This is a genomic window from Cellulomonas persica, assembly GCF_007989825.1.
GTDB classification, from domain to species: domain Bacteria; phylum Actinomycetota; class Actinomycetes; order Actinomycetales; family Cellulomonadaceae; genus Cellulomonas; species Cellulomonas persica.
Window position 1 is genome coordinate 111,256 of record NZ_BJUA01000006.1, and the last position, 21,879, is coordinate 133,134.

Annotated in this window: 17 protein-coding genes; 6 read left to right on the plus strand and 11 right to left on the minus strand. The window is 73.7% G+C overall.

Going from position 1 to position 21,879, the window contains the following annotated elements; translation table 11 throughout:
- Positions 1 to 161 precede the first annotated feature (161 nt).
- Positions 162 to 1,421: a sugar ABC transporter substrate-binding protein gene (locus CPE01_RS07610; protein WP_146806047.1), complete on the minus strand. Its 1,260-nt coding sequence runs from the start codon at positions 1,419 to 1,421 to the stop codon at positions 162 to 164.
- Positions 1,422 to 1,647: 226 nt separating this feature from the next.
- Here CPE01_RS07610 and CPE01_RS07615 point away from each other — a divergent pair, with 226 nt between their 5' ends.
- The gene (locus CPE01_RS07615) at positions 1,648 to 2,715 is read left to right on the plus strand and encodes a LacI family DNA-binding transcriptional regulator (protein WP_146806048.1); all 1,068 of its coding nucleotides are present in this window, start codon (positions 1,648 to 1,650) and stop codon (positions 2,713 to 2,715) included.
- Between the two features lie 107 nt (positions 2,716 to 2,822).
- Positions 2,823 to 4,592, plus strand: coding sequence for a glycoside hydrolase family 13 protein (locus tag CPE01_RS07620; RefSeq protein ID WP_246783801.1), 1,770 nt, complete (start codon positions 2,823 to 2,825; stop codon positions 4,590 to 4,592).
- Between the two features lie 55 nt (positions 4,593 to 4,647).
- On the opposite strand, the gene CPE01_RS07625 is transcribed toward CPE01_RS07620, so the two are convergent.
- Positions 4,648 to 6,162 carry an alpha-amylase gene (locus CPE01_RS07625; protein ID WP_246783802.1) on the minus strand — a complete coding sequence of 505 codons (1,515 nt, stop codon included), beginning with the start codon at positions 6,160 to 6,162 and terminating at the stop codon, positions 4,648 to 4,650.
- 71 nt (positions 6,163 to 6,233) lie between these two features.
- Here CPE01_RS07625 and CPE01_RS07630 point away from each other — a divergent pair, with 71 nt between their 5' ends.
- The gene (locus tag CPE01_RS07630; protein ID WP_146806050.1) at positions 6,234 to 7,142 is read left to right on the plus strand and encodes a carbohydrate kinase family protein; all 909 of its coding nucleotides are present in this window, start codon (positions 6,234 to 6,236) and stop codon (positions 7,140 to 7,142) included.
- A gap of 3 nt (positions 7,143 to 7,145) precedes the next feature.
- Here CPE01_RS07630 and dusB read toward each other — a convergent pair whose 3' ends face one another.
- A complete protein-coding gene (dusB, locus tag CPE01_RS07635) occupies positions 7,146 to 8,345 on the minus strand; it encodes a tRNA dihydrouridine synthase DusB (RefSeq protein WP_146806051.1) in 1,200 nt (399 codons plus the stop codon).
- Positions 8,346 to 8,421: 76 nt separating this feature from the next.
- On the opposite strand from dusB, the gene CPE01_RS07640 reads away from it, so the two are divergent.
- Positions 8,422 to 9,021: a SigE family RNA polymerase sigma factor gene (locus CPE01_RS07640; RefSeq protein WP_146806052.1), complete on the plus strand. Its 600-nt coding sequence runs from the start codon at positions 8,422 to 8,424 to the stop codon at positions 9,019 to 9,021.
- Positions 9,018 to 11,198 (plus strand): hypothetical protein, encoded by a 2,181-nt coding sequence (locus CPE01_RS07645; RefSeq protein ID WP_146806053.1) that lies wholly within the window; start codon positions 9,018 to 9,020, stop codon positions 11,196 to 11,198. Before CPE01_RS07640 ends, CPE01_RS07645 begins: the two co-directional genes overlap by 4 nt.
- 165 nt (positions 11,199 to 11,363) lie before the next feature.
- On the opposite strand, the gene CPE01_RS07650 is transcribed toward CPE01_RS07645, so the two are convergent.
- The 3 genes from CPE01_RS07650 to CPE01_RS07660 all read right to left on the minus strand — a co-directional run bounded on the left by CPE01_RS07650 (position 11,364) and on the right by CPE01_RS07660 (position 13,915).
- A complete protein-coding gene (locus CPE01_RS07650; protein ID WP_146806054.1) occupies positions 11,364 to 12,749 on the minus strand; it encodes a glycine--tRNA ligase in 1,386 nt (461 codons plus the stop codon).
- A gap of 195 nt (positions 12,750 to 12,944) precedes the next feature.
- Positions 12,945 to 13,292: a VOC family protein gene (locus tag CPE01_RS07655; RefSeq protein WP_146806055.1), complete on the minus strand. Its 348-nt coding sequence runs from the start codon at positions 13,290 to 13,292 to the stop codon at positions 12,945 to 12,947.
- Positions 13,293 to 13,333: 41 nt separating this feature from the next.
- Positions 13,334 to 13,915 (minus strand): helix-turn-helix domain-containing protein, encoded by a 582-nt coding sequence (locus tag CPE01_RS07660; RefSeq protein WP_246783803.1) that lies wholly within the window; start codon positions 13,913 to 13,915, stop codon positions 13,334 to 13,336.
- 118 nt (positions 13,916 to 14,033) lie between these two features.
- Between CPE01_RS07660 and CPE01_RS16740 the strand changes: the two genes are divergently transcribed.
- Complete coding sequence (locus CPE01_RS16740) at positions 14,034 to 15,716, plus strand: SAM-dependent methyltransferase (RefSeq protein ID WP_146806057.1); 1,683 nt, start codon at positions 14,034 to 14,036, stop codon at positions 15,714 to 15,716.
- A 46-nt stretch (positions 15,717 to 15,762) separates the two neighbouring features.
- Here CPE01_RS16740 and CPE01_RS07670 read toward each other — a convergent pair whose 3' ends face one another.
- From CPE01_RS07670 to leuA, 5 genes are all read right to left on the minus strand, one after another.
- Positions 15,763 to 17,118: an FtsX-like permease family protein gene (locus tag CPE01_RS07670; protein ID WP_186811460.1), complete on the minus strand. Its 1,356-nt coding sequence runs from the start codon at positions 17,116 to 17,118 to the stop codon at positions 15,763 to 15,765.
- Positions 17,115 to 17,924 carry an ABC transporter ATP-binding protein gene (locus CPE01_RS07675; RefSeq protein ID WP_146806058.1) on the minus strand — a complete coding sequence of 270 codons (810 nt, stop codon included), beginning with the start codon at positions 17,922 to 17,924 and terminating at the stop codon, positions 17,115 to 17,117. The genes CPE01_RS07670 and CPE01_RS07675 overlap by 4 nt, the downstream gene beginning before the upstream one ends.
- 125 nt (positions 17,925 to 18,049) lie before the next feature.
- Positions 18,050 to 18,868 (minus strand): isoprenyl transferase, encoded by an 819-nt coding sequence (locus CPE01_RS07680; protein ID WP_146806059.1) that lies wholly within the window; start codon positions 18,866 to 18,868, stop codon positions 18,050 to 18,052.
- 39 nt (positions 18,869 to 18,907) lie between these two features.
- The gene (gene recO / locus CPE01_RS07685) at positions 18,908 to 19,639 is read right to left on the minus strand and encodes a DNA repair protein RecO (protein WP_146806060.1); all 732 of its coding nucleotides are present in this window, start codon (positions 19,637 to 19,639) and stop codon (positions 18,908 to 18,910) included.
- Between the two features lie 274 nt (positions 19,640 to 19,913).
- Positions 19,914 to 21,707, minus strand: a complete 1,794-nt coding sequence (gene leuA, locus CPE01_RS07690) for a 2-isopropylmalate synthase (protein ID WP_146806061.1) — start codon at positions 21,705 to 21,707, stop codon at positions 19,914 to 19,916.
- Between the last annotated feature and the right edge of the window lie 172 nt (positions 21,708 to 21,879).

The following is a 21,879-nucleotide window of genomic DNA, read 5'->3' on the forward strand; positions in this document are numbered from 1 at the left end:
GCGAGCCCGTCGTCGGGCGTCGATGTGTGCAGTGTGCTCCGCCGCCGCACGGCGCGCGCGTGGGGGCGCGGTGCGGGGCGCGGGGTCCGGGTGTGCCGCCCGTGCGGCACGTGAAGCGGCCGCCCGCACGCGCCCTGAGGCGGTGCGGGCGGCCGGTCAGGTCATGCCGCGTCGATCGCGTCCTGCATGTTCGTCACCATCGTGTTCCAGGCACCGACCGGGTCGGTCGCCTGGCCACCGATGATCTGCACCTGCGTGGTGCCCCAGAACTGCCACATCGCGCCCATCTCGGGGATCGAGGGCATGGGGGCGCCGGTCGCGCCGGCCTCGTTGAAGCCCGCGAGGATCGGGTCGTCGACCTTGGCCGCAGCCGTCTTGAGGGCCGGCAGGCGGCCGCCCAGCTCGTAGAGCTCGGTCTGGACGGGCTCGGTCGTCAGGTAGTTGACGACGAACTCGTTGGCGAGGACCGGGTTGGCCGACTTGGCCGAGATGAACGCGCCCTGCACGCCCACGAAGGGCTTGGCCTCGGAGCCACCCGCGCTCGGCACGGGGAGGACCGAGATGTCGAGGCCCGCGTTGGCGAACTCGGTGGTGTACCAGGGGCCCGTGACGATGTACGGGGCCTCGCCGTTGAGGAAGGCCTCCTTGACCTGGTCGCCGCCGAGCGCCGGGTCGAGCACCTTCTCCGAGCCGAGCTTCTGCAGGTAGGTCGCGAACTTCTCGCCGTTCTCGCCGCCGAGGCCGAGGTCGGTCGTGTACGAGCCGTCCTCGGTCTGGGTGAAGATCGGGGCGTCGAACGACGTCTGCAGCGGGTACAGGTGGTACGCGTCGCCCTGGTCACCCTGCTGGATGAGGACGGAGTACTTGGTGCCGGCGGCCTTGCCCTCGGCGACCAGCTCGTCGAACGTCGTCGCCTTGGTCTCGGGCACGAGCTCGTTGTTGCGGACGAGCGCGATGTTCTCGATCGCGTACGGGGCGCCGTACACCTGGCCGTCGTAGGTGAACGCCTGCACGGCGGACGGCGAGAACTCGCTGGCCTTGTCACCGAGCTGCAGCGGGGCGACGACGCCGTTGTTGACGAACTCCCCGGTCCAGTCGTGCGCGCCGATGATGACGTCGGGGCCCTGGCCCGTCGGGACCTGGGAGACGAAGTCGGTGCGGATGTCGCCCGACACCTTCTGCACCATGTCGACCTTGACGCCGGTCTCGGACTGGAACTTCTCGACGATCGGCTTCATGACATCGATCCGGGTCTCGTCGACCCACATCGTCAGCGTGCCGGTCAGCGCGGCCTCGGTCGTGGCCGAGTCCGCCGTCGGCTCGGTCGTCTCCTTCGCACCGTCGTCACCGCTGCTCCCGCACGCGGTGAGGGTCAGTGCGAGCCCCAGAGCGGCCGCGAAGGCCGGGATGCTCCGTCGCATCGTGTGTCTCCTGATCTTGGGTGGCGTAGCCCAGAGGACGACCACGCGACGACCGTGCAGTGACGGGCCCGTGCGACCGGCTCTGGCCTGATGTGGCCGACGCTAACGTCGTTGCAACCTTGCCTGCAAGTCGTTACGGTAACTTTCAGGCAACAGTTGCAGAGGAGCGTCGTCGCCGGCGCTCGAGACCGTTCGACACACGAACGGTCGAGGACGAGGAGGTCCCGTGTCCCCTACGCTGCCACCCGTGCGTACCCGTCTGACGGATCTCGCGGAGCAGGCCGGCGTGAGCACGGCCACCGTCTCGCGCGTGCTCAACGGCAAGCACGGAGTCTCCGCACAGGCACGTCAGGCCGTGCTCGCCGCGCTCGACGTGCTCGGGTACGAGCGGCCCGAGAAGCTGCGCACCCGCTCGGCCGGGCTCGTCGGCCTCGTCGTCCCCGAGCTCGCCAACCCCGTCTTCCCCGCGTTCGCCCAGGTCATCGAGTCGATGCTGACGGAGCGCGGGTACACGCCGCTGCTGTGCACGCAGTCCCCCGGCGGTACCACCGAGGACCAGTACGTCGAGATGCTGCTCGAGCACGGCGTCGCGGGCATCGTCTTCGTCTCGGGTCTGCACGCGGACACGTCCGCGAGCAAGGAGCGCTACCACCGGCTGCGCAGTCGCGGCATGCCGATCGCGCTCGTCAACGGGTTCGCCGAGGGCGTCGACGCGCCGTTCGTCTCCACCGACGACGAGGCCGCGCTCGACCTCGCGTTCCGCCACCTCGTCTCGCTCGGGCACCGCTCGATCGGGCTCGCGATCGGCCCCGACCGGTTCGTGCCGGCGCAGCGCAAGAAGGTCGCGTTCGCCGAGAACCTCCGGCGTCACCTCGGGATCGAGGACGCCGAGCGGCACATCGTCTCGACGCTCTTCACCGTCGAGGGCGGCCAGGCCGCCGCGCTCGAGCTCATCGCCTCGGGCCACACCGCGATCGTCTGCGGCTCGGACCTCATGGCGCTCGGCGCGATCCGTGCCGCGCGCTCGCGCGGGCTCGAGGTGCCGGACGACCTGTCCGTCGTCGGCTTCGACGACTCCCCGCTGATCGCGTTCACCGACCCGCCGCTGACCACCGTGCGCCAGCCCGTGCTGGCCATGGGGCACGCCGCGGTCTCCGCCCTGGTCGCGGAGATCAACGGGACGCCCGCCTCGCGCATCGAGCTCAAGTTCCACCCCGAGCTCATCGTGCGGGGCTCGACCGGCGCCGCCCCTGTGGTTGCCGAGCTCGACCAGCCGGTGCCGACCGTCGTCTGACGGTCCGCGCCGTTCCCCCAGACCTGCTCACCCCCTCGTCGACGCACGTCTGCGTCGGCATGCCCGACCGCGCGAGCGGAACCTCTCCAGGAAGTGACCCAGCCTCCGTGACGACTCTCGACGCCCGCCCCAGCACCGACGCCCTCGTCGTGGCGCACTCCCCCGGCGCGCCCGACGGCGAGTGGTGGCGCGACGCCGTCATCTACCAGGTCTACCCGCGCTCGTTCGCCGACGGCTCGGGCGACGGCATCGGCGACCTGCCCGGCATCACCTCGCGCCTCGACCACCTGGCCGAGCTCGGTGTGGACGCCGTCTGGCTGTCGCCGTTCTACCGGTCGCCGCAGGCGGACGCGGGGTACGACGTCTCCGACTACCGCGACGTCGACCCGCTGTTCGGCACGCTCGACGACTTCGACGCGATGCTCGCGCGGGCGCACGGCCTCGGCCTGCGGGTGATCGTCGACCTGGTCCCCAACCACACGTCCGACGAGCACGCGTGGTTCGTCGAGGCGCTGGCCGCCGGCCCCGGCTCGCCTGCCCGCGAGCGCTACCTGTTCCGCGAGGGCCGCGGCGAAGACGGGCAGGAGCCGCCCAACAACTGGCAGTCGATCTTCGGCGGCCCGGCCTGGACGCGCCTGCCCGACGGGCAGTGGTACCTGCACCTGTTCGACTCGCGTCAGCCCGACCTCAACTGGGAGCACCCCGAGGTCCGCGCCGAGTTCGAGGACGTGCTGCGGTTCTGGCTCGACCGGGGCGTCGACGGCTTCCGCATCGACGTCGCGCACGGCATGGTCAAGGCGCCCGGGCTGCCCGACTGGGACGGCCACGTCTCGATGATCGAGGGCTCGGAGCAGGCGTTCGAGGAGGCCGAGCACGCGCTGCACGAGCACGCGTCGGGCGCCGCGGAGCGCGTCGACGAGGTGACCGGCTCGGGCAACCAGGGCCCGATGTTCGACCAGGAGGGCGTGCACGACATCTACCGCGCCTGGCACCGCGTGCTCGCCGAGTACGACGGCGACCGCGCGCTCGTCGCCGAGGCGTGGGTCGAGCCCCTGTCGCGACTCGCGCGCTACGTGCGGCCCGACGAGATGCACCAGGCCTTCAACTTCGCGTTCCTCGCGACGCTGTGGCACGCGCCGTCGCTGCGCGACGTGATCACGGCGTCCTACCTCGCGTCCGACTCGGTCGGTGCGCCGACGACGTGGGTGCTGTCGAACCACGACGTCGTGCGGCACGCCTCGCGGCTCGGCCTGGCGACGCCCGGCTCGCGGCCCAACGGCATCGGGGCCGACGACGAGCAGCCCGACGAGGAGCTCGGCCTGCGGCGTGCGCGGTGCGCCACGCTGCTCATGCTCGGCCTGCCCGGCTCGGCGTACCTGTACCAGGGCGAGGAGCTCGGGCTGCCCGACCACACGACGCTGCCCGCCGACGTGCGCCAGGACCCGGCGTTCTTCCGGACGCAGGGCGCCGAGCTCGGCCGGGACGGCTGCCGCGTGCCGCTGCCGTGGTCCGCGCAGGAGCCCGGCTTCGGCTTCTCCCCCACGGGCGAGGCCTGGCTGCCCCAGCCGAGCACGTGGGCGCGTTACGCGGCCGACGCCCAGCGCGGAGTCCCGGGCTCGACCTACGAGACGTACCGGACGGCCCTACGGGTGCGCCGCGCGGAGGCGCTCGGCTCGGGCGGTCTGACGTGGCTGCCGTCGCGCGACGACGTGCTGGACCTCGTCAACCGTGACGTGCGCGTGGTCGCCAACCTCGGCACCGAGCCCGTCGAGCTGCCCGCCGGCACGCGCGTGCTGCTCGCGTCCGGGCCCCTGGACGCGGCGGCCGACGGCACGCTGCTCATCGGCTCCGACACCACGGTCTGGGTGCGTCCCTGACGCAGGCGCGCCGGGTCTCGGGGAACCCCCGTCGAGACCCGGCGCGCGCGCGTCGTCAGTCGGTGTGCGCGACGTCCCACGCGGCCGCGCTCTGCGCGGGCACGGCGACCTCAGCCGCGCCGTCACGCACGCGCGTGACGACGCACGCGTCGTCGCCGGTCAGGACGTCGCAGTAGTCGCCGTCCGGCAGGCTCGTCGGCAGCGTCGCGGTGAGCTCGTCGTCGCCCGCGTTGACGACGACGAACGCGCGGCTGCCGCGTCCGAGCGCGACCGCGTCGCCCTCGGACCACGTGTCCACGACGGGCGCGTCACCCGCGACGCCGCGCCAGCCGACCATCCCCGCGACCTGCGGCCAGCGGTGCTGGCACACCCAGTCCCCGGGCTGCACGGCGGTGGCCGGCGAGGGGTCGGCGACGCACGTCGCGTCGAGCACGCGCCCGTCGTCGTCCAGGCGCGGCCCGGCGTCGACGTCCGCGAACGCGTAGCCCGAGTACACCTGGGGCGTCCCGTAGGTGCCGGCGAGCATGAGCACCGTCGCGAGCGCGTCGGTCGCCCCGTCCTGGTAGCTGAGCGTGGAGCCGTTGCGCTCGGTGTCGTGGTTCTCGACGAACACCACGGCGTCGTCCGACGCGACGTACCGCGCGGTGGCCTGGCCGAGCTCGAGCGCGAGTCGCGGGGACCCGGCGAGCACACCCGCGATCTCCTTGCCGTAGGTGAACTCGTACACCTGCCCGTTCGGGACGTACTCCTCGGGCGAGATCGGCTCGGCCGAACCGCGGATCACCTCCTGCATGATCGCGACGTCGTCGGGCAGCGGCTCGAGGATCGCCGCGACGTCGTCGGCCGCCATGTGCTTGGCCGCGTCGATGCGGAAGCCGTCGACCCCGAGCGAGAGCAGGTCCTGCAGGTAGGCGGTCAGGCGCGCGCGCACCGTCGGGCTGGTCGTGTCGAGGTCCGCGAGGTTGACGAGCTCGCACGTCTGCACCTGCTCGCGGTCCAGGTAGAGCGCGATGTCGTCGGTCGGCGTCAGCCCGCAGTGGTGGAAGTCCTCGGGGGTCCACAGGCCCGGGTACGTGTAGTGCTCGTACGACGACCCGGCCCATCCGGTGCCGGGGTCGTCCTGTCCGGTCATGTGGTTGATGACCGCGTCCACCCGCACGTCGACCCCGGCCGCGTGGCACGTCTCGATCATCGCGGCGAGCTGGTCGCGCGTGCCGAGCCGGGACTCGAGCCGGTAGCTGACCGGCTGGTAGGCGGTCCACCAGGGATCGCCGAGGACGTGCTCCTGCGGCGGCGAGGTGAGCACCCACGCGTAGCCGGCAGGACCGAGCGTCGTGGTGCACTCGTCCGCGATCGCGTCCCACGTCCACTCGAACAGCTGCACGCCGACGTCGTGACCGCTGCCGTCCGTGGCCGGCTCGGCGGCGGGATCGGCGGGCTCAGCGGGCTCGTCGGAGCACCCGACGAGGGTCGCGAGGGCGAGGGCCACGAGGCCCACGGTGCGGAGCGCGGCAGCACGCCGTGCGAGGTGCGTCATCGTCACCACCAGGTCGTCGGCCGTCAGCGCCATGCTGAAACGGCTTGCAGCAACTTGCTGCAGGGGCTTCCAGAGTAGGGGGTGCGGCGCTTAGGTTGCGTCACGTGACTCACGTCGTCGTGAACGGTCCCGCGTCCTGGAACACCGTCGTCCGTCTCGCCGAGCTGCCGGAGCCGTACCCGCACATGGTGCTCGCATCCGGCCACCACGACGGGCTCGGCGGCACGTCGGCCGGCAAGTCGGTCACCCTCGCCGCTCTCGGGGTGCCCACCACGCTCGTCACCACGACCGGCGACGACGCGTTCGCGTCGCTCGTCCTGCAGGCCTTGCGCTCCGGGCGCCACGGCGACCGCCTGCGTGTCGTCACGCGGCCCGCGCGGGACGGGCGCACCGAGCGGCACGTCAACCTCGTGTCCGACGAGGGCGACCGCCTCTCGGTCTACCTCGAGCTGCCGACCGCTCCCCCGCCCGACGACGAGACGCTCGACCTGGTCCGCACCGCACGCACCGCCGTGCTCGACCTGGCGGACTCGTCGCGTCCGCTGCTCGCCGTCGCGCGGGCGGCCGGGGTGCCGGTCTGGTGCGACGTCCACGACGACGACGGTGTGAGCGACTACGCGCGGGCGTTCGTCGCCGCCGCGGACGTGCTGCTCGTGTCCGACGCACGCCTCACCGACCCGGGCGCCTACCTGTCGGCGGCCGTCGCCGGGGGCGCCACGCTCGCTGTGGCGACGCGCGGCGAGCGTGGCGCCATCGCACGCGACGGCGACGGGTGGTGGGAGGTCGGCGTGGCCGACGCGGGACCGCTGCGCGACGCCGAGGGCGCCGGCGATGCCTTCCTCGCGGGGCTCCTGCACGCGACGCTCGCGGGTGCGCCGCGCGCGCAGGCGCTCGCCCGGGCCGCGGCGACGGCCGCGATCGCCGTGGCGAGCCCCGGGATCGGTGCGCCGCACGTGGCGGCCGCGGCCGTCGAGCGCCTCGCCGCGCAGGTGCGCGTCACGCGCGTCGAGTGAGCGTCAGCCGCCCGAGACGCTGAGCTCGGCCTCGTGCAGGTCGCGCCGGAACTCCTCGGAGAGCTCACGCGAGTCGAGCCAGCCGTACGGCAGGATCGGCCGCTTCGGGGCACCCGCGCGGCCGCGCTGGCCCTCGGCGGGCTCGCCCGGGTACGGCTGGTCGAGGTCGAGGAGCGCGAGCAGGTCGTCGAGCTCGGCCAGCGACGAGACGAGCCCGAACCGCGCGCGCAGCTCACCGCCCACGACGTAGCCCTTGAAGTACCAGGCCATGTGCTTGCGCATCTCGCGCAGCGCCTTGGACTCGTCGTCGAAGTGCTCGACCATGAGCTCGGCGTGCCGGCGCAGGGTCTGCGCCACGTGCCGCATCCCCGGGCGCACGCGCTCGTCGGACCCCGCGAACGCGGCCGCGAGATCCGCGAACAGCCACGGCCGGCCCTGGCAGCCGCGCCCGACGACGACGCCGTCGCACCCGGTCTGCTCGACCATCGCCAGGGCGTCCTCGGCCGACCAGATGTCGCCGTTGCCCAGCACGGGGATGCCGGTCACGGTCTGCTTGAGCCGCGCGATCGACTCCCAGTCCGCGGTGCCCGAGTAGTAGTCCGCGGCGGTGCGTGCGTGCAGCGCGACCGCCGCGACGCCCGCGTCCTGCGCGACCAGACCCGCCTCGAGGTACGTCAGGTGGTCGTCGTCGATCCCCTTGCGCATCTTGACCGTCACCGGCACGCCGTACGGCGCCGCCGCGGCCACGGCCTGCGTGACGATCGCGCGGAACAGGTCCCGCTTCCAGGGCAGCACCGCGCCGCCGCCGCGCCGCGTGACCTTCGCGACGGGGCAGCCGAAGTTGAGGTCGACGTGGTCCGCGCGGTCCTCGCTCACGATCATGTGCACCGCCGCCGCGACGGTCGCCGGGTCGACGCCGTAGAGCTGCACCGAGCGCGGCCTCTCGTCGGGCTCGTGCGCGATGATCCGCAGCGACTCCTCGCCACGCTCGACGAGCGCACGGCTGGTGACCATCTCCGCGACGTACAGCCCGGCGCCCGACTCACGGCACAGGCGGCGGAACGCCGCGTTGGTCACGCCCGCCATCGGCGCGAGCACGACCGGTGTGTCGATCTGCAGCGGCCCGATGCGCAGCGGGGGCAGCACGGCACCCGGCGCGCGGGTCTCGTCGGTCCGCTCGTTCGTCGCAGTCACGACGCCCATTGTCCCATCGCCGGACGAGTGACCCGCGGCGCTCAACCTTCGGCACCCCTCGCACGTCTCCTACGGTGTGACCACCATGACAGCCGGGATGCGCGACGAGGACGACTCCTCGCACGTCGAGTCCCTCACCGTCGTCGCCGCCCGACCGCGCGGGGCGCGCACCCGCGCCGAGATCGACGAGGAGTTCTCCGCGTTCGTCGCCCAGCACGGCGGCGACCTGCTGCGCACGGCCTGGCTGCTGTGCGGCGACGCGCACCGCGCCGAGGAGCTGACGCAGCAGGCGCTCGTGCGCACCTATGCCGCCTGGACCCGGACCCACGACCCGCTGCCGTACGCGCGTCGCGTGCTCGCGAACCTGCGGGTCGACACCTGGCGACGCCGCCGCCGCGAGGTCCTCACCGCACCCGAGGACCTGCCCGAGAGCGACCACGTGCGCGTCGGCACCGACGAGCACGCGCGGACCGAGGACCGCGACCAGCTCGTGCGGGCGCTCGCCCTGCTCAGTGCGCGGCAACGCCGGATCGTCGTGCTGCGACACATGGTCGGCCTCCCCGAGGCCGAGGTCGCCGCCGAGCTCGGCGTGAGCCTCGGCACCGTCAAGTCCACCGCCTCGCGCGGCCTCGCCACGCTGCGGGCCGCGCTCACCACCGAGACCAGCCAGGAGGATGCGCGATGAGCACCGACCTGCGCCCCGACCCCGAGCTCGCCGCACGCGCCGAGCGGACCACCCCGCTCATGACCCTGGACCCGGACGCCCTGCTGGCCTCCGCGCACCGCCACGTCCGCCGCCGCACCGCGGCCCGGGTGGCGGGCGGCGCCCTGGCCGTCGCCGCGGTCGCGGTGCTCGGCGCGAACCTCGCCGAGCACCGGACCGAGACGCCCGACCCGGCGCAGTCGACGTCGCCCACGCAGGTCGCGCGTCCGTTCGGTGACGAACGGGTGGTCGAGGTCGCCGACGGTCTCGTCGCCGCGAACCGCCCGGCTCCGCAGCGCGCACCCGACCACCGGACGAACACGCTCGTCGACGCCGCGACGTGGCAGATGGACCTGGGGCTCACCGTCCGCGACCACCGGCTGCTCCTGGCGGTCGGACCCACGGGTGACCAGCAGCAGGGGGCCGCCTCCTACACCCGCCAGTCCTCCGACGGCAGCGCCGACGGGTTCGGTGGCGGCGTCTGGACCTGGGGGACCCCGTCGGTCGCCGACGGGGTCCGGTTCGGGAGCGAGGTGCAGGGCGGCAGGTGGAGCGAGCTCGTCGTGGTGCCCACCGCGCTGCGGGACCCCCACGTCCTGCTGTGGAGCACGTCGGGGTTCGAGACCGACGACGGGCCGACCGTCGCCGTCGAGCTCCCGACGTTCGCCGCACCCGACGGGCAGCTGCTCGCCGCCGCGCTCGGCGAGCCGTCGGTGGCCCAGGCGATCCAGGAGGGCACTTCAGGGATCGTGTTCGTGGGCAGCGACGGGCGCGTCGTCCAGGCACCGTGCGAGGACCTGCCCGCCCCGCGGTGCCCGACGGTCGAGGACGTGCCCGGCCTGGCCGCGGCCGTCGCCGCGCTGACGGCCGCGCCCCAGGCGCCGGTCGCCACCACGACGACGCTCGCCCAGGGCGTGCACGCGACGACCTCGCTCGCGCGCTCGACGGGCACCGGCTGGGACACGGGCCTGCGGGTCCTGCGCACGTGGGACGACGACGAACCGGGTGCCGTCACGTTCGCGCCGGTGAGCGACGCCGAGCTGCGCACCGCGCGTGCCGTCTTCGAGGTCCCGGCGACCCACGGGTTGCGGGCGTCGGTCGCCGGGCTGGACGGTGCGAGCGTCTTCGCCTGGTCCGACGACGACTCCGCCGACCGTTTCCCCGCCCAGCGTTACTACCCCGGGTCGCTGCGCTGGGACATGAACGACGACGTCCGGCTCCTGGCCGGCGCCGTGCCACGCTGGATGCCCGAGGGTCGGGTGGTGCTCTGGCTGCCGCGCGGCGTCGAGGGCGTCGGCGGCGAGCTGGTGCACGCGCTCGACGTGCCGACGTTCGCCGACCCCGCCGGGAGCGGAGCGCGGGTCTACGCGGTCGCACTCGACGCGGGTGTCGCGATGGTCGACCTGACGACCGTCCGCGACGCACTCGTCTTCTACGTCCAGGACGGCGTGCCGGCGCGCGACGTCGTCGAGGGCTCCGGGAAGTGCACCGCGCTGCACGGGGACTGCCTCGCGGACCAGCCCGACGGCGGCGCGGCGCTCGTGGCCGCGCTCGCCGAGCGCGGCGTGGACATGGACGGCGTGTCGCTCGGTGCGGGCGTGACGCCGCCGTCGGGCGAGCCGGCCGCGCAGCAGGCCGCGCCGGGCATCACGGCGGCCGTCGAGTGGGCCGACGACGTGCGACTCGACCTCGGGGACGTCGAGGGCCGGCGGGTGTGGCTCGAGCTGCCCGACCGGACCGCCGACGCCCTGGTGCCCACCCTGTTCGTCGACCAGGCGCTCCCGCAGGTGCAACCGCGTCAGCTCGACCTGACCTCTGCCGGCGCTACGCAGGTCTCGCTCCCCGGGGTGCGCGCCCTCGTCGCGGTCGGGATCGCCCCGCAGGACGGTGCGTGGCGGGCCTTCGTCTGGTCGGTCTCCGCGAGCGCGGGCGGCGACCTCCCGGTCGAGCTGCCGACCGTGCGGCGGGGCGAGCGCGCGGTCTACGCGTACGTCGCGACGGACGCGTCCGGCCTGTTCGACACGCTGAGCACGGACGTCTGGGTCTCGCCCGACGGTGACGTGCTCGTGCCTGGCTGCGAAGGGCTGACCGAGGACGAGTGCGAGGAGACGGGCGCGACGCCCGGGCTGTTCGCGGACGTGCGCGAGGCGCTCGGCTGAGTCGCCGCTCGGCGTGTCGCGAGCGCGCCGACGCTGACTCGGCAGCGGGACCACGAGCGGGCGGGGGCTGGGGCTCGGCCGAGGGACGGGGTCGGCGAGACCGCCGAGGCCGGACGACGAGGGCGGCGACACCGGTGCTGGTGCCGCCGCCCTCGTCGTGCCGGGTCAGGCGCCCAGCAGGCGGGGCGCCAGGTACGCGGCGACCTGGTCGAGCGAGACGCGCTCCTGCGTCATGTCGTCGCGGTGGCGGATCGTGACGGCCTGGTCGTCCAGCGTCTCGAAGTCGACCGTGATGCAGAACGGCGTGCCGATCTCGTCCTGCCGGCGGTAGCGGCGACCGATCGCCCCGGCGTCGTCGAAGTCGACGTTCCAGTTCTTGCGCAGCTCCGCGGCGAGGTCACGCGCCTTGGGCGAGAGCTGCTCGTTGCGCGACAGCGGCAGGACCGCGGCCTTGACCGGGGCGAGCCGCGGGTCGAGCTTGAGCACGACGCGCGTGTCGACGCCGCCCTTGGTGTTGGGGGCCTCGTCCTCGGCGTACGCCTCGACGAGGAACGCCATGAGGCTGCGGGTCAGGCCCGCGGCGGGCTCGATCACGTACGGCACGTAGCGCTCGTTCTTGCCCTGGTCGAAGAACGACAGGTCCTGACCCGAGTGCTCGGTGTGCGTCGACAGGTCGAAGTCGGTGCGGTTCGCGATGCCCTCGAGCTCGCCCCACTCGCTGCCCTGGAACCCGAACCGGTACTCGATGTCGACGGTCCGCTTCGAGTAGTGCGACAGCTTCTCCTGCGGGTGCTCGTAGTGCCGCAGGTTCTCGCGCGCGATGCCCAGGTCGACGTACCAGTCGGTCCGGTAGTCGATCCAGTACTGGTGCCAGGTCTCGTCGGTGCCGGGCTCGACGAAGAACTCCATCTCCATCTGCTCGAACTCGCGCGTGCGGAAGATGAAGTTGCCGGGCGTGATCTCGTTGCGGAACGACTTGCCGATCTGGCCGATGCCGAACGGGGGCTTCATGCGCGCGGCGGTGTAGACGTTCTTGAAGTTCACGAAGATGCCCTGCGCGGTCTCGGGCCGCAGGTAGTGCAGGCCGGACTCGTCCTCGACGGGGCCGAGGTACGTCTTGAGCATCATGTTGAAGTCGCGGGGCTCGGTCCATTCCCCCTTGGTGCCGCAGTTCGGGCACGGCACGCCGGCCAGGCCGCCCTCGGGCGCACGACCCTTGCGCTCCTCGAACTCCTCGAGCAGCTGGTCCTCGCGGAACCGCTTGTGACAGCTGAGGCACTCGGTGAGCGGGTCGGTGAACACGCCGACGTGGCCCGAGGCCACCCAGACCTGGCGGGGCAGGATCACGGACGAGTCCAGGCCGACGATGTCGTCACGGCTCGTGACCATCGCACGCCACCACTGGCGCTTGATGTTCTCCTTGAGCTCGACGCCGAGGGGTCCGTAGTCCCACGCGGAGCGGGTGCCTCCGTAGATCTCGCCGCTCGGGAAGACGAAACCTCGCCGCTTGGCGAGGGAGACGACGGAATCCAGTCGCGAAGGTGCTGCCACGGCGGTGCTCTCCAGGTGTTCAGCGCCCGCCGCTGGGTGCTGCGGGCTGGGGTGTGACCGAAGTCCGCACGCGTCGGGACCGACGCGGCACGGAGCGCGCCCAGGCTACCGGTCGGACGCCGGGGGCCCGGCATCCGATCGTCCCGGGCGGGCCGCGTCACGCCCCGGCCCGCTGCACAGGTGTCCTTCGGCCGCTCAGTGCTGCGAGACGCAGAACTGGTTGCCGTCGGGGTCCGCGAGGACCGTCCAGCTGAACCCGCCCTCGGTGTGCGCCTCGACGTACGTGGCACCGTCCGCGACGAGCCGGTCGATCTCCGCCTTCGCATCCGTCGCCGACAGGTCGAGGTGCACGCGGTTCTTGCCGGGCGTGACCTGGTCGACCTTCTGGAAGCCGACCCGCGCGACGCCCGTGACGTCGGCCGCGACGACGAACCAGCCGTCCGCCTCGTCGCGCACCTCGCCGCCGAGCTGGCGCGCCCACCAGGTCGCCAGCGCGACCGCGTCCGTCGTGTCGAACGTGACCATCTCCACTGTGAGTCCCATGCAGGACACCGTAGGACCGACCCCCGACACGCAGGGCGCGCTCAGCGCTCGGACCTGCGCGGACGCGCCCGCACGTGCATGCGCTCGCCCTGCGGGCCGAAGAGCGTCAGCAGCTCGGTCGGGCCGGGGCCGGGATTGACGAACGCGTGCGGCGTGCGCGTGTCGAACTCGGCGACCTCGCCCTCGCTCAGCACCAGGTCGTGCTCGCCGAGCACGAGCCTGATCCGACCCGACAGCACGTACATCCACTCGTAGCCCTCGTGCACCTGGGGCTCGAGCGTGCGCTCCGCGGAGTCCGGGGCCAGGACCAGCTTGTACGCGCGCAGCCCGCCGGGCCGCCGGGTCAGGGGCACGTACGTCGCGCCGCGGCGCTCGAACGGTCGCGCGTGCACGCGCGGGTCGCCCGTCTGCGGCGCGCCGACGAGCTCGTCGAGCGGCACCTGGTGCACGCGCGCGAGCGGCAGGAGCAGCTCGAGCGTGGGCCGCCGCTGTCCCGACTCGAGGCGCGACAGCGTGCTGACGGAGATCCCCGTCTCCCCCGCCAGCGCCGCGAGCGTCAGGTCCCGGCGCTGGCGCAGCGCACGCAGTCGTGGTCCCACACCCGCCAGCACGTCGTCGCTCACGCGGCCACCTTGCCATTCCGGCAACGATCCTTGCCACGCGGCGGCGCACCGGGAGACGGTCCACCTGACGCAGGACACGGCGGCCGGGGACCCGGCCGCGGGGAGCGAGGAGAGCGCCATGGAGCAGGCCCACGACCACGCGCACGTCCGGGACGCCGGGACGCCGGCTGCCGCGGAGCGCCAGTGGCCCGACGAGCGGACCGACCGCGCCGGCGCGTGGGACGTCGTCGTGGCCGGCGGCGGCGCGGCGGGCCTGAGCGCGGCGCTCGTGCTGGCACGCGCACGACGCCGGGTGCTGGTCGTCGACGATGCCCGGCCCCGCAACGCGCCCGCCGCGCACGCGCACGGCTACCTCACGCGCGACGGCGTCCCGCCGCGCGCCCTGCTCGCCCACGGGCGCGACGAGGTCGAGGGCTACGGCGGCGTGCTGCGCTGGGGACGCGTCGTCGCTGTGCGCGGGAGCCTCGGCGCGTTCGATGTCGAGCTCGACGACGGCACGACCGAGCGGGCCCGCGCGGTGGTGAGCGCGACCGGCGGGCGCGACGTCCTGCCCGACGTGCCGGGGCTCGCCGAGCGCTGGGGGCGCGACGTGCTGCACTGCCCGTACTGCCACGGTGCGGAGGTCGGCGACGGTCTCGCCGTCGTCGCCGGAAACGGTCCGCTCGGCGTGCAGGCCGCGCTCCTGTGGCGGCAGTGGACGCCCCACGTGACGCTCGTGCGCGGCGACGACCGCCTGCCGGCCGACGAGGCCGCGCGCCTCGCCGCCCGCGGCGTCCGTGTCGCCCACGGCCGGGTCGCCGAGCTCGTCGTGCAGGACGACGCGCTGACCGCGGTACGGACGGACGCGGGCGAGACGCTCGCGGCCGACGCGCTCGTGGTGCGCACGACGCTCGTCGCGAACGCCGACCACCTGGCGCCGCTCGGGCTGGTCCCCGAGCCGGTCGAGCGCGCGGGCATCCGGTTCGCCACCGCGGTCCCGGCCGATGCCTACGGCGCGACCACGGTGCCCGGCGTGCGCGTCGCGGGCAACGCGACCGACCCGGTCGCGACCGTCCTGACGTCCGCGGCCCAGGGCGCGACCGTCGCCGCGCAGCTCAACGCGGAGCTCGTCGAGCTCGACGCACGCGACGCCGTCGCGTGGTGGCGGGACCGGACCACGAGCGACGACGGGCGGGACCGCTCGGCGTGGTCGCTCGACGCCGCGGGCTGGGAGGACCGGTACGGCTCGGCGCCCGCGGTGTGGAGCGGCCGGCCGAACGCCGCGCTCGTCGCACAGACCGCGCACGTGTCTCCCGGGACGGCGCTCGACCTCGGTGCCGGCGAGGGTCGCGACGCGGTGTGGCTCGCGCAGCAGGGCTGGCGCGTGACCGCGGTGGACTTCGCGGCGACCGGGCTGGCCCGCGGGGCCGAGGCGGCCGCCGAGGCCGGCGTCGAGGTGACGTGGGTGCAGGCGGACGTCGCGACCTGGGACGACGACGCGCAGTACGACCTCGTGACGTCCCACTTCATCCACCTCGCTCCGGACGCCCGACGCGGGTTCGTGGCGCGCGCCGCCTCCCATGTCGCCCCCGGTGGGACCCTGCTGCTCGTGCAGCACGACGCGCTCGACCTCGCCGCGCCGCTCGGCCGGCCGCACGACCCCGGCATGTTCCCGGGCGCGGACCAGGTGCGCGACGAGCTCGCCGGGCTCGACGACGGCTGGGTCGTCGAGGTCGCGGCGTCGGTCCCCCGCCACGCGACGACGCACCAGGGCGAGACCGTCACGGTCCACGACGCGGTGCTGCGCGCGCGGCGCTCCTGACCAGTCCGATCCTGATCGGTCCGCTTCCTGGTCGGTCCGCTCGTGGTCAGTCCGCCCGGACGACCGGGTCGGCGAGCACGCGGCGCAGCAGAGGCCGTGACGACTCGGTGGCCGCCAGGACGAGCAGCACGCCGGCCCCGAGGCTCACGGCGAGCAGGAGCAGGCCCTGGGGCGCGGTGAGCGCGGCGAGCCCGAACAGCGGGAAGAACAACGCCAGGGCGAGCCCGGCGGACCCGACGGACGCGGCGAGCACCGGGCCGAGCACCTCCCGCCGGCGCACGGCGTCGAACAGCTCGGTCGGCACGCCCGCGAGGTGCGCGAGCGCGAGCTCACGCCGGCGGTCCAGCACCGAGGCGGCCTGCGCGATCCCCGCGGACGCCGCGGCGAGCAGGAACGCGATCAGGAGCGTGAGCAGCGCACCCGTGAGGATGTCCTGCATCAGCAGCCGCGTGTCGGCGTCGCCCGCGCTCTGCTCCGCGAGCACCGGGACCACCGCGAGCGCACCCGCGACGAACGACGCGAGCGACAGCCCGCCGACGACGCGCCACACCGCACGCGGGTCGTCGAGCAGGCGGCGCGCCGCCAGCAGGTCCTCGGGGGTGCGGGCCCTGCGCAGCCGTCGGCGCCCGGCGACGCCGAGCAGCCACGGGCCGATCGCGTTCACCGCCGCGAACGCGAGCGCGAGGCCCCCGATGAGGATCGCGGCGGCCGCGGCCGCGAACGCCTGCAGGAACATCGACACGACGACGAACCCGGCGAACGCCACCACCGCCACGACCACGCGCACGGCCCGCAGCGCGGGTGGCCGCACCCGCCGCGCCACGCCCAGCGGCGAGACGACGACCTGGCGCAGCGTGACCGCACCGCTCGCGACCGCGAGCAGCGGCACCCCGAGCCAGACGAGCGCGAGCACACCGGGACCGACCCAGAGCTCGTCGGCGGTGAACGTGCGCCCGAGGAACGGGACCGACGTCCACACCGGCAGCAGCGCGACGTACAGCACCGTGCCCGCGACCGCGCCGACGATCCCCTGGGTCGCGGTCTCGACCAGCGTGAGCCCGACGACCTCACGCGGTGTCGCGCCGAGCAGCCGCAGCGTCGCCAACCGGTCGTTGCGACGCGCGACGCCGAGCCGCGCCGCCGCGCCGCCCAGGGTCAGCAGCGGGACGACGAGCAGCACGGTCGCCACGTACGCGAGCAGCACGTAGGTGTCCCCGAGCCGCTCCTCGACCCCGCTCGTCGGGTGCGCGGCGCGCTCGACGAAGCCGAGCGTCGCAGCGAGCACGCTCGTGGCGAGCGCGGTCGTCAGAGCGAACGCGACGATCGCGAGCGCGGTCGTCGTGCGACCGTCGCGGCCCGTGGCGCGGCCGAACCGCGGCGCGAGCGCGAGCACGGGGTTCACGCCGGCACCCGGTCCTGCGCCGTGCTCGTCGTCCGCACGCTCGTCGTGCCCGCGTGTCCGACGCCTGCGACGGGCGCGGCTCCGCAGACCGGTCCCTGCCCGGCGACGACGAGCCCGTCGCGCACGTCGATGCGGCGGTCGCACCACGCGGCCACGCTCGCGTCGTGCGTCACGACGACGAGCGAGGCACCGACCGCGCGCGTCGACTCCACGAGGATGCGCATGACCTCCTGCCCGGTCGCCTGGTCGAGCGATCCGGTGGGCTCGTCGGCGAACACGACGTCGGGCCGGGTGACCAGCGCGCGGGCGACCGCCACCCGCTGCGCCTGCCCGCCTGACATCTCCCCCGGCCGTCGGTCCTGCTCGCCGGCGACGCCGAGCGTCGCGAGCCACTGCGCCGCGAGCTGCTGGGCCGAGGCACGCGGCTCGCCGTCGAGCATGGAGGCGATCGCCACGTTCTCGAGCGCGGTGAGCTCCGAGAGCAGCTGACCGTGCTGGAACACGAAGCCGTAGCGCCCGCGGCGCAGCAGCGACCGCTCGCGCTCGGACAGGCCCTCGACGCGTCGGCCGCGCAGGCGGACCGTGCCCTCGTCGGGCACGAGGATGCCGGCGAGCACGTGCAGCAGCGTCGACTTGCCCGAGCCGGACGGGCCCATGATCGCGAGGGCCTCACCCTCGCCGAGGTCCACGTCGACGCCCGCGAGGGCGGTCGTCGGGCCGTAGCGCTTCACGAGCCCGCGGGCCGCGAGGCGCGGGTCGTGCGCGGTCGTCGTCGGGACGAGCGGGTTCGTGGCCGTGTGACTCATGCGACCAGGCTCGTCGCGCACACCCTCGCAGGGCGTCCCTCGGCGGTCTCGCGTCCGTCGGTCGGCGTCCGCCCGTCGTCGGTGCCGCAGGCCCGGGGCGTCCACCCCTCGTCGTACGCGACGCGTCAGGTGACGGGTGCGTCGACCGCCCCGCCGTAGCGCCGGTCTCGGCGGGCGTACTCCTCGATCGCGCGCCACAGGTGGCGCCGGTCGACGTCCGGCCACGCCTCCTCGAGGAACACGAGCTCGGCGTAGGCCGCCTGCCAGATCATGAAGTTCGACGTGCGCTGCTCGCCCGACGAGCGCAGGAACAGGTCGACGTCCGGCAGGTCGGGCTCGTCGAGGTACCGGGCGAAGACCTTCTCGGAGATGCGGTCGGGCTTGAGGCGCCCGGCCTGCACGTCGCGCGCGAGGGCCGCGGCGGCATCCGCGATCTCCGCGCGCCCGCCGTAGTTCACGCACATCGTCAGCGTGCAGACGGTGTTGTCCTTCGTGAGCTGCTCGGCGGTCTCGAGCTCGGCGATCACCGAACGCCACAGCCGGGGCCGGCGGCCCGCCCAGCGCACCCGCACGCCCCACGAGCTCATCTCGTCGCGCCGGCGGCGCAGCACGTCCTTGTTGAAGCCCATGAGGAAGCGCACCTCCTCGGGCGACCGGTTCCAGTTCTCCGTGGAGAACGCGTACGCCGAGACGTACTCGACCCCGATCTCGATCGCCCCTGCCACCACGTCGAGCAGCGAGGCCTCACCGGCCTTGTGCCCCTCGATCCGGCTCAGACCGCGCGCGTTGGCCCAGCGCCCGTTGCCGTCCATGACGACGGCGACGTGCCGCGGCACGAACTGCTTCGGGATCGCCGGCGGGCGCGCGCCGGACGGGTGCGGGAACGGGGGCTGAGGTGCGGGCACGCTGTCATTGTGCCGCTCGCGCAGGTCGCGCCGTGCCATGCGGCGACCTCACCTGCTCCCGTCCCGCTGAGCAGGCCGTCAGACGCGTTCGACGTGCGGGAGCGAGCGCAGGCGGCGTTCGAGGTGGAACTGGCTGAACGCGGCGACGAGGCCCGCCGCCTCCCCCCGGTGCCGCTCGGCGCTGCGGTCGACCACCCCCCAGTCGCCCGCGAGGAGTGCCGCCAGGAGCGCGAACGTCTCGGGTGCGGGCGACGCCGAGCCCGGCGGACGGCACGACGGGCACACGGCACCACCCGACTGCACGTTGAACGCGTGGTGCGGCCCGGGCTCACCGCAGCGCGCGCAGTCGTGGAAGCTCGCCGCCCAGCCCGCGACCGCGAGCGCGCGCAGCAGGTAGGAGTCCAGCACCAGACCCGGGGCGCGTTCGCGGGTCGCGAGCGCCCGCACGCCGCCGACGAGCAGCCAGTACTGCTGCAGCGCGGGCTCGTGCTCGGCGTCGACGAGGCGCTCGGCCGTCTCGAGCATGACCGTGCCGACGGTGTAGAGCGAGTAGTCACCCGCGAGCGCGCGGCCGTACGGGCCGATCGTCTCCGCCTGCGTGACGATGTCCAGGTTGCGGCCCGTCGACAGCTGCAGGTCGACGTGCATGAACGGCTCGAGCCGCGAGCCGAACCGCGAGGTGGTCCGGCGCACGCCCTTGCCCACCGCACGCACCTTGCCGTGCCGGCGGGTCAGGAGGGTGACGATCCGGTCCGCCTCCCCCAGCTTGTGGGTGCGCAGGACGATCGCCTCGTCGCGGTAGAGGCTCACGGGCCCATCCTCCCCCACACCGCCCACGCACCGTCGCCCGACCCTCCGGCCGGGCCCGCGGCGCCGGTGCCACGCCACGCTCGTCGTGCTCCCGTGGGGTGGTGGGAGACGGCTCGGTGGGAGCACCGGCGACGCAGGGTCGCGCACGCGCACGCCGCACGGGGTCGCCGCGGTGGTGTGCTGCGCGCCGCCCGGGGACGACGACGGTGGGTCGCCCCGGGGAGTCGGCTCGGCCGGGCTACCGGTGGGCACCGGAAGCCAGCCGGTCGGCAGGTCAGCGGAGCCGGCGGTTGATCGCCGAGACGATGGCCTTGAGCGACGCGGTCGTGATCGACGGGTCGATGCCGACGCCCCACAGGATGTCGTCGCCGATCGCGCACTCGACGTACGCGGCGGCCGTGGCGTCGCCGCCCTCGGACAGCGCGTGCTCGGCGTAGTCGAGGACCGCCACGTCGACGCCGATCTGCGCGAGCGCGTCCACGAACGCGGCGACGGGGCCGTTGCCCGAGCCCTCGAGCGTGCGTACCTCACCCCGGTCCACGAGGTCGACCGAGAGCGTGTCCGGGCCGTCCTGCGCGCTCGTCGTGCGCGTGCCCTGCAGCGAGAACCGACCCCACGGGACGAGGTCGCCGAAGTCCTGCGCGGCGGTGCCGACCTTCGCGGCCTCGACCGGGAGGTACTCGTCGACGAAGATCCGCCACAGGTCGTCGGCCGTGACCTCGGTGCCGTGCTGGTCGGTGTGCCGCTGCACGACCTGCGAGAACTCGATCTGCAGCCGACGCGGCAGGTCCAGGTCCTTCTCCGACTTCATGAGGTAGCTGATGCCACCCTTGCCGGACTGGGAGTTGACCCGGATGATCGCCTCGTACGAGCGGCCGACGTCCTTCGGGTCGATCGGCAGGTACGGCACGGCCCACACGACGTCGTCGACGGTCTTGCCGATCGCCGCGGCGCGCTGCTCGAGGGCGTCCAGGCCCTTCTTGATCGCGTCCTGGTGCGAGCCCGAGAACGCCGTGAACACCAGGTCGCCGCCGTAGGGGTGGCGCTCGTTCACCGGCAGCTGGTTGCAGCGCTCGACCGTGCGCCGGATGCGGTCCATGTCCGAGAAGTCGATCTCGGGGTCGACACCCTGGCTGAACAGGTTCATGCCCAGCGTCACCAGGCACACGTTGCCGGTGCGCTCACCGTTGCCGAACAGGCAGCCCTCGATGCGGTCGGCGCCCGCCAGGTAGCCCAGCTCCGCGGCGGCCACGGCCGTCCCGCGGTCGTTGTGCGGGTGCAGGCTCAGCACCACCGCGTCCCGGTAGCGCAGGTTGCGACTCATCCACTCGATCGAGTCGGCGTACACGTTGGGCGTCGCCATCTCGACCGTCGCCGGCAGGTTGACGATCACCGGACGCTCGGGCGTCGGCTGCCACTCCTCGAGCACCGCGTTGCAGATCCGCAGCGCGAACTCCAGCTCGGTTCCCGTGTACGACTCGGGCGAGTACTCGTAGTAGACCTCGGTGCCCGGGATCAGCTCCTCGAACTTCTTGCAGAAGCGCGCACCGGAGACCGCGATGTCGACGATGCCGTCCTCGTCGGAGCGGAAGACCACGTCGCGCTGCAGCGTGGAGGTCGAGTTGTACAGGTGCACGATCGCCTGCTTGGCGCCCGCGATCGCCTCGTACGTGCGCTCGATCAGGTGCTCACGCGACTGCGTCAGCACCTGGATCACGACGTCGTCCGGGATCCGGCCCTCGTCGATGAGCATCCGGACGAAGTCGAAGTCCGTCTGCGACGCCGCGGGGAAGCCGACCTCGATCTCCTTGAAGCCCATGTCGACCAGCAGCTCGAACATCTCGAGCTTGCGGGCCGGGTTCATCGGCTCGATCAGGGCCTGGTTGCCGTCGCGCAGGTCGACCGCGCACCAGCGCGGGGCCTTCGTGATGCGCGCGTCCGGCCACCGACGGTCCGGCAGGTCGACCTTGATGATCTCGTGGAACGGCCGGTACTTGTGGATCGGCATGCCCGACGGCTGCTGCGGGCTCGTGTGCTGATAGCTCGAGCTCGTGGGGGTGACGCTCATGGGGTACTGCTCCTTCGCGGGTTCTCTCTCGGCGTGTGGTCAGCCGGCGCAGAACGACACCGCGGCAGGGGTCCGGCCTAGAAGGCCCCGCCGCGGCACGGAAGGAGGAGGCTCACGCCCGTCGTGCTCAGCACGTCGGTCACCATACTCCCCCGCGCGGTCCGCGGGGCAA